4 protein-coding genes and 2 pseudogenes are annotated in these 14,299 nt (G+C 68.3%); all 6 read left to right on the forward strand.

What is annotated here, in order from left to right:
* The first annotated feature begins 308 nt into the window (after positions 1-308).
* The 6 genes and pseudogenes from PG878_RS11230 to PG878_RS11255 all read left to right on the forward strand — a co-directional run bounded on the left by PG878_RS11230 (position 309) and on the right by PG878_RS11255 (position 13,982).
* Complete coding sequence (locus tag PG878_RS11230) at positions 309-2,552, forward strand: methyl-accepting chemotaxis protein (protein ID WP_209029206.1); 2,244 nt, start codon at positions 309-311, stop codon at positions 2,550-2,552.
* A 344-nt stretch (positions 2,553-2,896) separates the two neighbouring features.
* Complete coding sequence (locus PG878_RS11235; RefSeq protein WP_209029205.1) at positions 2,897-5,530, forward strand: methyl-accepting chemotaxis protein; 2,634 nt, start codon at positions 2,897-2,899, stop codon at positions 5,528-5,530.
* Positions 5,531-5,759: 229 nt separating this feature from the next.
* Entirely contained in the window at positions 5,760-6,521 is a 762-nt protein-coding gene (locus PG878_RS11240; protein WP_209029204.1) for a transporter, read from the forward strand.
* Between the two features lie 13 nt (positions 6,522-6,534).
* On the forward strand, positions 6,535-8,904 hold the full coding sequence (locus tag PG878_RS11245; RefSeq protein WP_209029203.1) for a methyl-accepting chemotaxis protein: 2,370 nt from the start codon (positions 6,535-6,537) through the stop codon (positions 8,902-8,904).
* A gap of 248 nt (positions 8,905-9,152) precedes the next feature.
* Positions 9,153-11,393, forward strand: a pseudogene (locus PG878_RS11250) (methyl-accepting chemotaxis protein).
* 349 nt (positions 11,394-11,742) lie between these two features.
* Positions 11,743-13,982, forward strand: a pseudogene (locus tag PG878_RS11255) (methyl-accepting chemotaxis protein).
* Positions 13,983-14,299 lie beyond the last annotated feature (317 nt).

Genomic DNA, 14,299 nt, shown 5'->3' on the forward strand with positions numbered 1-14,299 from the left:
GTGAAAACAAGCTAAATACGCGCCCCGGGGACTTAAAGAACGCAGGTGCCACGCCGATACGGAGATTGCGCAGACAAATTGTCTACAAATTCGAACAAATTTTGCAGCAATCCGCTAAAGCAAGTCGCCTGCAATTGGAGCATCCGTTTCAATCTACAAGATCTATTGAATTTAGTAAAACTATCGATTGCATGATTTTCGATTCACAGCCGAAATAGATAAGGCAGCGCCCGACGCCTCCGCGGACATCGACTCAGGCAAGGGGTACGCCATCCCAACGTTTCACCCTTTCCACCAGGACTACGACGATGACGCTCAAGAATCTCAGTCTTTCCGCCAGGCTCGCGCTCAGCTTTACCGTCATCGTGTTGATCACGTTGATCATCGGCTCGATCAGCCTGAGCAGCCTGTCCTCGCTCAACACGGCCGCCGACATGAACGACCACACCTACAAGGTGCTGGCCACCGGCGACAGGATGGGGCTCGACGCCTTGAACGTCGAAACCGGCGCACGCGGCTACATGCTCTCTGGCGACAAGCAACACTTGCAGCCGTTCATCAATGGCCAAGCCAGTTTCGACAAGAACTTCGCCGAAGCAAAGCAGCTGACCGCGGACAATCCGCGGCAGCAGGCGCGGCTGGAGAAGCTGCATGCCGCGTTCGACGATCTGGTCGGCGTGGAAAAGCAGGTGACCGGCCTACGCGAGCAGTCCAACGATCCGGCGGAACTCGCCTCCGTGTTCCGCGAAGCGCGCGATCGCAAGGCCATGCAATCCATCCGCGGGCTGCTCGGCGAGTTCCACAACGAGGAAAGCGGGCTGCTGGCCAAGCGCAGCGAAACCCTGACCACCGTACGCGCGCAGAACAAGTGGGCCGTGCTGCTGGGCAACCTGCTGGTGATCGTGGCCGCGATCGGCATGGCGATCGTGATCCGCCGCCAGTTGCTCAAGCGCCTGGGCACTGCGATCGACGTGGCCGACGCCATCGCCCGCGGCAAGCTCGACAATGCGATCGACCTGCGCAGCAAGGACGAGGCCGGCGTGCTGCTGACGAGCATGGACAAGATGCAGAGCCAGTTGCAGTCGGTGCTTGCCGCGCAGGCCGAGATGGCGCAGCGCCACGATGCCGGCCAGATCAGCTACCGCATGGACGAAGCCATCTTCCCCGGCGACTACGGCCGCATGGTCCGCGACAGCAACGCCCTGGCCGCCTCGCACATCGCGGTGAAGCTGCGCCTGGCGCAGATCATGGGCCGCTACGCGATCGGCGACCTGTCCGAGGACATGGACCGGCTGCCCGGCGAAAAGGCCGTGCTCACCGAGACCATGGACAAGGTCAAGCTCAACCTGACCGCGATGAACAGCGAGATCAAGCACCTGGCCGGTGCCGCGGCGGCCGGCGACTTCAGCGTGCGCGGCGACGCCGAGCGCTTCCAGTACGACTTCCGCATGATGGTCGACAGCCTCAACCAGTTGATGGCCACCGCCGATGGCAACCTGCAGGCGCTGTCGTCCCTGCTGCAGTCCATCGCCGCCGGCGACCTCACCGCGCGCATGCATGGCGACTTCCAGGGCGTGTTCGCGACCATGCGCGACGACGCCAACGCCACCGCCGAGCAACTGGCCGCCATCGTCGCGCGCATCCAGACCGCGGCGGTCAGCATCAACGGTGCCGCCAGCGAGATTGCCGCCGGCAACGACGACCTGTCGCGCCGCACCGAGCAGCAAGCCGCCAGCCTGGAGGAAACCGCCGCCTCGATGGAGGAACTGACCTCCACCGTGAAGCAGAACGCCGAGCACGCCCGCCAGGCCAACCAACTGGCTGCCGGCGCCGCCTCGGTCGCCTCGCAGGGCGGCGATGTGGTCGGCCAGGTCGTCGAGACCATGAGCGGCATCCAAGCCTCCTCGAAGAAGATCGGCGACATCATCTCGGTCATCGACGGCATTGCGTTCCAGACCAACATCCTGGCGCTCAACGCCGCCGTCGAGGCGGCGCGTGCCGGCGACCAGGGCCGCGGCTTCGCCGTGGTGGCCAGCGAAGTGCGGACCCTGGCGCAGCGCTCGGCCGGCGCCGCCAAGGAGATCAAGACCCTGATCGACGACTCGGTCGGCCGCGTCGCGCAGGGCTCGGCGCTGGTCGACCAGGCCGGCAAGACCATGCAGGAGATCGTCGCCTCGGTGCAGCGCGTGACCGACATCATGGGCGAGATCTCCGCGGCCTCGCAGGAGCAATCGGCCGGTATCGAGCAGGTCAACCAGACCGTCACCCAGATGGACGAGACCACCCAGCAGAACGCCGCGCTGGTCGAAGAGGCCACCGCCGCCGCGCGCTCGATGGAAGAACAGGCCGGCCAGCTGAGCCAGGCCGTGGCCGTGTTCAAGATCGAGGCGAGCAGCAGCCACGCCACCCCGCCAGCGGTCGCCAGCGCACCGGCGCGCGCGATCGCCCGGCCGGCGGCCAAGCCGGTGACCAAGCCCGCCCCGCGCCCGGTGCGGCCATCGGCCCGTCCGGTCGCCGTCGCCGCCGGCGACGACACCTGGCAGGAGTTCTGAGCGCGCATCCCCTGCCGCCCGTCTGACGCCAACGGCCCCGGGAGCGATCGGCTCCCGGGGCTTTTTTATTGCCGCCATGCGCCGCCTTCGCGTCGCCCCACACTGCATCGTGCAGCAGCGCCCGCGCCGCCGCACGGCATGACGACACGTCCTGGCCGGTACCGGCAGCCACTCCGATGCCGACCCGACGGGCGAGGCTCACCACAAGCACCGGCTACATTTCTGGGACGCTGTGCCGATAACAGCACTATCGCGCATGCTCTCTGCCTGGCTTGTCCGACAGCAGGACGCTTTCTCGAGCCAGGACGCGCGATCTCTCCATTCCTCCCATCGAGACGAACGCGATGCCCACGACGTCCTCCACACGCCCGAGCAGTGTCGCCACCCGCCTGATGCTGGGCGTGGCCGCGATCGCCCTGCTGTGCTTCGGCATTACCGCCGCCATCATCTACGCCCGCAGCAGTTCCGCCCTGCTCGCCTCCGCCAAGGTCGGCATGACCGACACCGCGCGCCTGGAATCGGAGCGCATCGGCAACACCATCGGCACCTCCGCCGTCTCCAACCAGGCGCTGGCCAATGCGCTGCTCGCCCAGCGCGGCCAGGACAAGGCGCGCGAGCTGTTCAGCGACAGCCTGCGCCGCGAGCTGCAGCAGCACCCCGACTGGACCGGCATCGGCACGCTGTGGGAACCGCAGGCGCTGGACGGCAAGGACGCGGACTACGCCAACAGCGCCGGCCACGACGCCAGCGGCCGCTACATGGTGTACTGGTCCTGGCAGAACGGAAAACTCGTGCGCGATCCGCTGCGCGACTACGACGTGGCCGGCGCCGGCGACTGGTATCTGAATCCGCGCAAGCTGCTGCGGCCGACCGTCGCCGAACCCTACGATTACGAGATCGCCGGGCAGAAGGTGCTGATGACCACGGTCAGCACGCCGATCCTGGAAGACGGCAAGTTCCTCGGCGTGGTCACCACCGATTTCGGGCTGGCCGCGCTGCAGCAGCGCGTGGCCAAGCTGCGCCCGCTCGGTGCCGGCCACGTGCGCCTGCTCTCGCCCGGCGGCGCGATCATCGCCGATCGCGATGCCGCGCTGGTCGGCAAGACGCTGCAGGATCCGGCCACCCGCGCCTTGCTGGCCGACATCGCCCAGGGCAAGACCGTCAGCCGCGACAGCGTGGATCCGCAGACCGGCGCCACCGATGTGGAAGTGTACGTGCCGCTGCAGATCGGCCAGGCCCAGGAGCGCTTTGCGCTGGGCGTGGCGGTGCCGAAGGCGGTGCTGATGGCGCCCGCGCACAACCTGCTGTGGACCATCGCCGCCGTCGGCCTGTGCGCCGCGCTGCTGCTCAGCGGCGGGCTCTACCTGCTGCTGCGGCGGCTGGTGGTCAAGCCGTTGGCCAGTGCGGTGGAAGTGTCCAGTGCGGTCGCCGCCGGCCGCCTGGACAGCCGCATCCAGTACCCGCGCAACGACGAGCTGGGGCAGTTGCTGGGTTCGTTGCAGCGCATGCAGCAGCAGCTGCGCGCGGTGCTCGACGCGCAGAAGGAAATGGCCCAGCGCCACGATGCCGGCGAGATCAGCTACCGCATGGACGAGCGCGCCTTCCCCGGCGACTACGGGCGCATGGTCCACGACAGCAATGCGCTGGCCGCCTCGCACATCGCGGTCAAGATGCGCCTGGCGCAGATCATGGGCCGCTATGCCATCGGCGACCTGTCCGAGGACATGGATCGGCTGCCTGGCGAAAAGGCCGTGCTCACCGAAACCATGGACACGGTCAAGCGCAACCTGACCGCGATGAACTCGGAGATCAAGCATCTGGCGGGCGCCGCCGCGGCGGGCGATTTCAGCGTGCGTGGCGATGCCGAGCGCTTCCAGTACGACTTTCGGGTGATGGTCGAGAGCCTGAATCAATTGATGGCCACGGCAGATGGCAACCTGCATGCGCTGTCCACACTGTTGCAGGCGATCGCCGCCGGCGACCTGACCGCGCGCATGCACGGCCAGTTCCAGGGCGTGTTCGCGACCATGCGCGACGACGCCAATGCCACCGCCGAGCAGCTGGCCGCGATCGTCACGCGGATCCAGACCGCCGCGATGAGCATCAACGGCGCCGCGGCCGAGATCGCCGCCGGCAACGACGACCTGGCGCGCCGCACCGAGCAGCAGGCGGCCAGCCTGGAAGAGACCGCCGCCTCGATGGAAGAGCTGACCTCCACCGTCAAGCAGAACGCCGAGCACGCGCGCCAGGCCAACCAGTTGGCCGCCGGCGCCGCCGCGGTGGCCTCGCAGGGCGGCGCACTGGCCAGTCAGGTCTCGGACAAGATGAGCGGCATCGAGGCCTCGTCCCGGAAGATCGCCGACATCATCGGCGTCATCGACGGCATCGCCTTCCAGACCAACATCCTGGCGCTGAATGCCGCAGTGGAAGCGGCGCGCGCCGGCGAACAGGGCCGCGGCTTCGCCGTGGTCGCCAGCGAAGTGCGCACGCTCGCCCAGCGTTCGTCGAATGCGGCCAAGGAGATCAAGACCTTGATCGACGATTCGGTCGAACGCGTCGCCGAGGGTTCGGCGCTGGTCGAACAGGCCGGCACCACCATGCAGGACATCGTCGCCTCGGTGCAGCGCGTCACCGACATCATGGGCGAGATCGCCGCCGCCTCGCAGGAGCAGTCGGCCGGCATCGAACAGGTCAACCAGACCATCACCCAGATGGACGAAGCGACCCAGCAGAACGCCGCGCTGGTCGAGGAAGCCACCGCGGCCGCCCGCTCGATGGAAGACCAGGCCGGCCACCTCAACCAGGCCGTGGCGCTGTTCAAGCTGGAGACCGGCGCCAAGGCGGGGACGGTCGCGCCGGCGCCCGCACGCCGGCCTGCCGCGGCCGCGGCGACGCCACGGCGGCCCGCTGCGGCCCCGTTGCGCGCCGTCCCGCACGCGACCGCGCCGCCGGACGACGCGCAGTGGCAGGAATTCTGAGCCGCCCCGCCGCCCCTGTTCCGCGCGAGGCGCCCGAGCGCCTCGTGCCCTTCCCCGCCCCCTGGCGTCGGCTACCACAGAGCGCTTAGCACGTCACGTTCGTAAAGAAACGGTCTTCAGGGTCGATATAGAAAGCGGAACTGCCACGCCATGGGCACCGCACGCGCCTCGGCGCCGGACGCACTGCGCCCGGATCCCCGGTTCCGATCGAACCGCCACGGGAGGCGCCATGAAGCCAGTCGTTCTTGCCAGCTGTCTGACCCTGCTCGGCCTTGCCGGCGGGGTCCACGCCGAAGCCGAGCCGATCGCCACCGATCGCCCGGACTTCGTGGAATCCAGCCTCACCGTCGGCGACCGGCGCCTGCAGGTGGAAACCAGCGTGGCCTGGGAACGCGACGGCGCTGTCGATGGCTACGCCACGCCCACCCTGTTCCGCTACGGCATCGGCCCGACCTGGGAACTACGCCTGGAGACCGACGGCTGGCAGACCATCGACGTCCCCGTCGGCGACGACGTCTCCGGCTTCTCCGACATCTCGCTCGGGCTCAAGCACCACCTGGCCGGCGAGATCGGCGGCGCCTCGCTGGCCTGGCTGCTGCACGTGGACCTGCCCAGCGGCGCGCGCGACGTGCGCGGCAGCGGTGCACGCCCCTCGTTCCGCCTGGTGGCCGAATGGGAGCTCAGCGACAGCGTGTCGCTGGGCATGATGCCCGGGGTAATCCGCGACGAAGGCGACGGCGGACATCGCTATACCGCCGGCATCTTCGGCGTGGTGCTGGGCAAGGCCTGGAACGACCGCACCCGCTCGTTCGTGGAGCTGGCCCTGCCGCAGATCGCCCATGCCGACGACGGCGGCACCATCGCCCTGCTCGACGTCGGTTCGGCCTGGCTGCTCAGCCAGGACGTGCAACTGGACGTGGTGTACAGCCGCGGCCTCAACGACCGTTCGCCGGACCACGCGCTGGGCGCGGGCCTGTCCTTCCGTTTCTGATCGGGCCACACCGATGAAAATCATGCATATGCTCGGGATCCTGGTGCTGGTGGCGGTGCTCGCCCTGCTCGCGCTGGGCGGGGTCGGCTACACCGCCCAGCAAGGGCTGCTGCGCTCGGTCGCGGCGCAGGTGACGTCCTCGGACGCGCTGCGCAACCACATGCAGGCCGACATGATGCACGACGCCCTGCGCGGCGACGTCACCGCCGCGTTGCTGGCGGCGGCGCGGCAGGATGCGGACGGGGTCAAGGCGGCGCGCGCCTCGCTGGGCGAACACGCCGGCGAATTCCGCAAGGCGCTGGACGATAACCAGAAGCTTCCGCTGGACGGCACCCTGCGCGCGCAACTGGATGCGGCGGGGCCGGCACTGCAGCGCTACATCGCCGCCGCCGACAAGGTGGTGACGCTGGCAGAAACCCATGGCGACAGCGGCGCCGCCTATGCCGATTTCACTGCACAGTTCACGCGGCTGGAAACCGAGATGGACGCGATCAGCGACCGCATCCTGGCGCTGAACGCGCAGAGCCGCACAGCCGCCGAACAGCAGAGCCAGCGCGCCACCTGGCAGCAGGCCGGCGCGGTGCTGGTCGCCGTGCTGTGCCTGGCCGCCGCCGCGGCCTGGATCCTGCGCTCGGTCGCGCAGTTGCTCGGCGGCGAGCCGCGGGTGGCGATGGACGCCGCCCAGCACATCGCCGAAGGCCGCCTGGACCAGCCGATCCCAGTCGCGGCCAGGCACGGGCGCAGCCTGATGGCGGCGCTGGCGCGGATGCAGCGCGAGCTGCGCGAGCGCATCGAACGCGAACGCAGCGTCGCCGCGGAGAACCTGCGCATCCGCACCGCGCTGGACAATGCCTCCACCGGCATGTACATCGCCGATCCCGACCTGACCATCATCTACGCCAATACCGCGCTGCAGACCCTGCTGCAGACCCACGCCGAGGACATCCGCGCCTGCGCGCCGGCGTTCGACCGTTCCGCGCCGCTGCTGGGCCAGTCGGTGGCGCTGCTGGAAGTCGGCAATTCGCAGGACGCGGAAATCTACCAGCGGCTGGACCGGCAAGGCGCGGCGCAGCGCGAGGTGCGCTACCGCGAGGTCTGCATCGCCCAGGAGATCTCCGCCATCCGCAATGCCGAAGGCGTGCACCTGGGCTTCGTCTGCGAATGGCGCGACCGCACCGCCGAGACCCGCGTCGAAGCGGAAGTGGCCGCGGTGGTGCGCAGCGCCGCCGCCGGCGACCTGTCGCAGCGCATCGACCGCACCGGCAAGCAGGGCTTCTTCCTGATGCTGGCGCAGCAACTCAACGGCCTGCTCGACGCCAACGCGATCAGCATCGCCGAGGTCTCGCGGCTGCTCAGCGCGCTGGCCGACGGCGATCTCGGTGCGCGCATGCACGGCGAGTTCCACGGCATCTTCGCCACCATGCGCGACGACGCCAACGGCACCGCCGAGCGCCTGGCCGATATCGTCGGCCGCATCCAGCGCGCCGCCGGCGACATCCACAGCGCCGCCACCGAAATCGCCCAGGGCAACAGCGACCTGTCGCAGCGTACCGAACAACAGGCCGCCAGCCTGGAAGAGACCGCCGCGTCGATGGAAGAGCTGACCGCCACGGTCAAGCAGAACGCCGAGCATGCGCGCCAGGCCAACCAACTCGCCGCCGGCGCCGCCGCGGTCGCCTCGCAAGGCGGCGCGGTGGTCGGCCAGGTGGTGGACACCATGAGCGGCATTGAGACCTCCTCGAAGAAGATCGCCGACATCATCTCGGTCATCGACGGCATCGCCTTCCAGACCAACATCCTGGCGCTCAACGCCGCGGTCGAGGCTGCCCGTGCCGGCGAACAGGGCCGCGGCTTCGCCGTAGTCGCCAGCGAAGTGCGCACCCTCGCCCAGCGCTCGGCCAATGCCGCCAAGGAGATCAAGGGGCTGATCGACGACTCGGTCGGCCGCGTCGCCACTGGCGCCGAGCTGGTGCAGCGTGCCGGCCAGACCATGCAGGAGATCGTGGCCTCGGTGGGCCGCGTCACCGACATCATGGGCGAGATCTCCGCCGCCTCGCAGGAGCAGTCGGCCGGCATCGAGCAGGTCAACCGCACGGTGACGCAGATGGACGAGAGCACCCAGCAGAACGCCGCCCTGGTCGAGGAGGCCACCGCGGCAGCACGGTCGATGGAAGACCAGGCGGCGCAACTGAGCGACGCGGTGGCGGTGTTCCGGTTGGAACAGCACGCCACGCGTGCCACCCCTGCCCCGGCCGTCGTCGCCGCGGTGATGGCCGGCCAGTCGGCAGCCGCTGCAACGTCGCATGCCGCGCAGGCGTCCCAGCCGAACGCGCAGGCCATCGCCGACGCGATCGGCACCGACTGGCAGCCGCTGACCGCTTGAGGAACCACGTAGGGAAATGAATCAGACAGCGTCGGGAATCGTCTTACGACCAACGACGTATCGAGGATTGCGCCGTCACGCCGATATCACATCTGGGCGACGGCGGAACGCGCTGCACAGCTAGGCACTGGGTTTCCTTTCTTCACCTTCTGACCGCCACGCCCACTCCTCCGGTCGCGCACACGCCGCCGGAGCCGTCGGGACAAGCACCTGGACGTCCCAGGAACACCGTCAACGAAGAGGTCGACATGAATGCCTTTCTGCAACGCTACAACGTCGGACGCCGCCTCGCTGGCGCGTTCGGTCTATTGATCCTGCTCTCCTGCATGCTGGTCGTGGCCGGCATGGTCTCCATGTCGCGCGCCTAGACCGAACTGGACCAGATCGTCAAGAAGAACGTCGAGAAGACCCGCATCAGCAACGACATGCTCGACGCCAACAACAAGATTCTTGGCGCGCTGGGTACGCTGGCGATGGTGACCAGCGACGAACTCAACCAGCAGGCTGTGGCAGAGATCAAGAAGCAGCGTCAGCGTTACACCGAATTGCGTGCCGAGCTGGACAAGTTCCCGCCCTCCGCGAAAGGCAAGGTGGTGCGTGCAAAGATCGACGCGGCACGGGCGACCGCGCGCGCACTGAACGACCAGGTCATCGCGCTCTCTCTCGCCAATCGCAACGACGAAGCGCAGGCCTTCCTGATCAACCGCTCACGTCCTGCCACCCTGACCTGGAACGGCTACATCCGCGACAACGTGGACCTGCAGAACGAGCAGTTGCAGACCGCGTACGCCAACGCGACGCAGGCGATCGCCGACGGCCGCCACATGCTGATCGCCGGCGGCGTGATGGTGCTGCTGGTCAGCGGCCTGCTGGGGTGGGCCATCACTCGCAGCCTGACCCTGCCGCTGCACCGTGCCACCCGTGCCGCCGAAGCCATCGCGAGCGGGCGCCTGGACAACGACGTCGCCACCGACACGCGCGACGAACCGGGCCGGCTGCTGAATGCGATGCACACCATGCAGACGCAATTGCGCAACCTGATGCGCGCGCAGGATGAAATGGCGCGCCGCCACGAACTCGGCGAGATCAGCTACCGCATGGACGAGAGCGCGTTCACGGGCGACTACGCGCGCATGGTCCACGACGCGAACAAGATGGTCGGCGATCACATCGCCGTGAAAATGCAGACCGTGCATCTGATCGAACGCTACGCGATCGGCGACCTTTCCCAGGACATGCCGCAACTGCCCGGCGAGAAGGCCACGATCACCACGGCGATGGCCGCGGTGAAGGGCAATCTGATGCGCATGAGTGGCGAGATCAACCAGCTCGCCGCCGCCGCCCTGGCCGGCGATTTCGCCGCACGCGGTGACACCGTCTACTTCCAGTACGATTTCCGCGCCATCGTCGAGAGTCTCAACCAACTGATGGCCACTGCCGACGGCAACCTGCAGGCGCTGTCGCAGATGCTGCGATCCATCGCCGCCGGCGACCTCACCGCGCGCATGCACGGCGACTACCACGGCGTGTTTGCCAGGATGCGCGACGACGCCAACACCACCGTCGAGCAGTTGGCGGCGATCGTCGGCCGCATCCAGACCGCCGCGGTCAGCATCAACGCCGCGGCCACCGAGATCGCCGCCGGCAACGACGACCTGTCGCGCCGCACCGAGCAGCAGGCCGCCAGCCTGGAGGAGACCGCCGCGTCGATGGAAGAACTGACCTCCACCGTCAAGCAGAACGCCGAACACGCCCGCCAGGCCAATCAGTTGGCGGTGGGTGCTGCCTCGGTGGCTTCGCAAGGCGGCAGCGTGGTCGGACAGGTCGTCGAGACCATGAGCGGGATCGAGGCCTCGTCGAAGAAGATCGCCGACATCATCAGCGTCATCGACGGCATCGCGTTCCAGACCAACATCCTGGCGTTGAACGCGGCGGTGGAAGCCGCGCGAGCCGGCGACCAGGGCCGCGGTTTCGCGGTGGTGGCCAGCGAAGTTCGCACCCTGGCGCAACGCTCGGCGGGTGCTGCAAAGGAAATCAAGGGCCTGATCGACGACTCGGTCACCCGCGTGGCAAAAGGTTCGGTCCTGGTCGACCAGGCCGGCCGCACCATGAGCGAGATCGTGGCGTCGGTGCAGCGCGTCACCGACATCATGGGCGAGATCTCGGCCGCCTCGCAGGAGCAGTCGACCGGCATCGAACAGGTCAACCACACCGTGGTGCAGATGGACGAGACCACCCAGCAGAACGCGGCACTCGTGGAAGAGGCCACGGCGGCGGCGCGGGCGATGGAAGAACAGGCTGGTGCGCTCACCAGCACCGTGGCGCTGTTCAAGATCGACAGCGTCGGCGAAGCGGCCGGGGGCGTGCGCCCGGCGCCTGCACGCGGACCGTCCGTTGCGGCCAAAGCGCAGCGTGTGGCGGCGCGTTCGCACAAGCCGACCGCCAAGCGCGCCGCGGTCGCGGTCGGCGGCGACTGGCAGGAGTTCTGAGGCGCACGGTCGCCATGCCGCCGGCATGGCGACCGACTGCGGCGGCACCGCCACGCCTGCGCGGTGCACGCCAGGCCCGCCAACACAGACGAGCGAGACGCAGGGCGAAGACTGGTCTATTACACGCCAGCGCATGTCGGAACCGCGTCGGATTTTGCCCTTGCCGACCAACAGCAGTCTGACCGCAGACAGCTTCCTAACCGCCTGCCAACACGTCCGTGAGAATTGCTCAATTTCTCACCGCCATGTCGATATCGAGGGTGCGACACGGCATTGCCAGGTCGTGTCGCAATCGCTGATCGCCAGCGCTTACGGCCCGGTTCCCCCTCTGTCCCCCGAAAGGTCGGCTATGAACGCACTTCTGCAACGCTACAACGTCGGTCGGCGCCTGGGCATGGCGTTCGGCATCCTCATCCTGCTGTCCGCCGTGCTGGTCGCCATGGGCTTGCTGACCATGACCAGGGCGCATCGCGAACTGGACAGCATCGTCAACGGCAACATGGAAAAGGTGCGCCTCTCCAACGAGATGCTGGATGCCAACACCAACGTGCAGATCGGGCTGCTGTCCATCACCATCGTCGACGGCGATGCGGCCAACCAGAAGATGCTGAACATCGTGCAGACCAACCGGGCGCGCTACAAGGCTGCGCACGATGCGCTGTCGGCGATGCCGGCGAACCCGGCCGAACGCCAGGCCATGGCCGCGATCGAGAGCGCACTCGCCCAGTCGGTGCAGCTCAACAATCAGGTGCTGGCGCTGGGCGAGAAGAATCAAAACGTCCAGGCGCAGACATTGCTGCTGGGCGATGCCGCCGTGGCGATGGACAAGCAGCAGGCGGCGATCCGCGCCAATGCCGATCTGCAGCGGCGCTTGAGCCAGGAAGCTTATGCGGCGTCCTCGGCGGCGATGGCGCGTGGCCGCATCGTTCTGATCTCCGGCGGCCTCGCCGTCCTGCTGGTCAGCGGCCTGCTGGGCTGGACGATCACCCGTAGCCTGACCGGGCCGCTGGGCCGCGCCACCCGCGCCGCCGAGGCCATCGCCGACGGACGCCTGGACAACGACGTGAGCACCGACGCGCGCGACGAACCCGGCCGCCTGCTGGTCGCGATGGGCCGCATGCAGACCCAGTTGCAACGCTTCTCCCGCGAAACCGCGTTGATGATCGAGCTGCACGCCGACAAGGACATCAGCCACCGCATGCCGCAGGACTTCCCGGGCGTGTACGGCGAGTTGAGCAAGGGCATCAACACCATGATGTTCGAGCACCTGGATGCCATCGTCGATGCCATCGGCGTGCTCAACGAATACGCCAACGGCGACCTGCGCCGCGACGCGCGCCGCCTGCCCGGCAGTCGCGCCGTGCTGCACGAGTCGATGGACGCGGCCAAGGCCAGCCTGCTGGCGATCAACACCGAGATCAAGCGCCTGGCCGCCGCGGCCGCGGCCGGCGACTTCAGCGCCCGCGGCGATGCCGCGCACTTCCAGCACGACTTCCGGCTGATGGTGCAGGACCTCAACGCGATGATGGAGGTGAGCGATCGCAACCTGGGCAAGCTGTCGGCACTGTTGCAGTCCATCGCCGCAGGCGACCTGACCGCACGCATGGACGGCGAGTTCCACGGCGTGTTCGCCACCATGCGCGACGACGCCAACGCCACCGCCGACCAGTTGACCGGCATCGTCGGCCGCATCCAGACCGCGGCGGTCAGCATCAATGCCGCCGCCACCGAGATCGCCGCCGGCAACGACGACCTGTCGCGCCGTACCGAGCAGCAGGCCGCCAGCCTGGAGGAGACCGCGGCCTCGATGGAGGAGCTGACCTCCACCGTGAAGCAGAACGCCGAGCACGCCCGCCAGGCCAATCAGTTGGCGGTGGGCGCTGCCTCGGTGGCCTCGCAGGGCGGCGACGTGGTCGGACAGGTCGTCGAGACCATGAGCGGCATCCAGGCCTCCTCGAAGCGGATCGCCGACATCATCTCGGTGATCGACGGCATCGCCTTCCAGACCAACATCCTGGCGCTCAACGCGGCGGTGGAAGCTGCCCGTGCCGGCGAACAGGGCCGCGGCTTCGCCGTGGTCGCCAGCGAAGTGCGCACCCTCGCCCAGCGCTCGGCCAACGCCGCCAAGGAGATCAAGACGCTGATCGACGAGTCGGTCGGCCGTGTCGCCACCGGGTCGGCCCTGGTCGACCAGGCCGGCCGCACCATGAGCGAGATCGTCGCCTCGGTGCAGCGCGTCACCGACATCATGGGCGAGATCTCGGCGGCGTCGCAGGAGCAATCCGCCGGCATCGAGCAGGTCAACCAGACCGTCACCCAGATGGACGAGACCACCCAGCAGAACGCCGCCCTGGTCGAAGAAGCCACCGCCGCCGCCCGCTCGATGGAAGAGCAGGCCGGCCAGCTCAGCGATGCGGTCGCGCTGTTCAAGATCGACAGTGTCGCCAGCATCGCGCGACCGGCCGCGGGACGCGCGGCGCCGGCCAAGCCGGCGGCGCGGGTCGCGGGCAAGGCCGGCGCGCGCCGCAACCGGCGGCACGCCGTACCGTGGCCGCCGCCAGCAATGGCGACGCCTGGCAGGAGTTCTGAGGCCAAGGCACATAGGGCATGGCCGCCACGCCCCGGCACGCGGCACATCCTGTCATTGCTTCCGATGCCGGCTGCGCGGACACGTGCAGCCGGCGATCGTGTGTCCGCGCGTCCGGGCACACCACCGCGAAACTGCCGCGCGCGGCGTCCGCGTCGTCACGGCGAACGCCAGGTGCTGTCAGCCGGGTGCGACACCAGCGGCGCCCACGCGCAGCGCCCTTCGGACGACGTGACTCAACTGGGGCGTACCGGCACCTGCAGGCCGCGGCCATTCCGGCGGCATCCTCATTGGGTGTGCGATCCCCGGAACGTGCGGT

Origin of the sequence: Xanthomonas hawaiiensis (assembly GCF_031834635.1) — a bacterium.
GTDB classification, from domain to species: Bacteria; Pseudomonadota; Gammaproteobacteria; order Xanthomonadales; family Xanthomonadaceae; genus Xanthomonas_A; species Xanthomonas_A sacchari.

What these genes read in the sequence shown, in the direction of transcription:
- PG878_RS11230 (WP_209029206.1), top strand. Translation starts at nt 309, where the DNA reads ATGACGCTCAAGAATCTCAGTCTTTCCGCCAGGCTCGCGCTCAGCTTT.
- PG878_RS11240 (WP_209029204.1), top strand. Translation starts at nt 5,760, where the DNA reads ATGAAGCCAGTCGTTCTTGCCAGCTGTCTGACCCTGCTCGGCCTTGCC.
- PG878_RS11235 (WP_209029205.1), top strand. Translation starts at nt 2,897, where the DNA reads ATGCCCACGACGTCCTCCACACGCCCGAGCAGTGTCGCCACCCGCCTG.
- PG878_RS11245 (WP_209029203.1), top strand. Translation starts at nt 6,535, where the DNA reads ATGAAAATCATGCATATGCTCGGGATCCTGGTGCTGGTGGCGGTGCTC.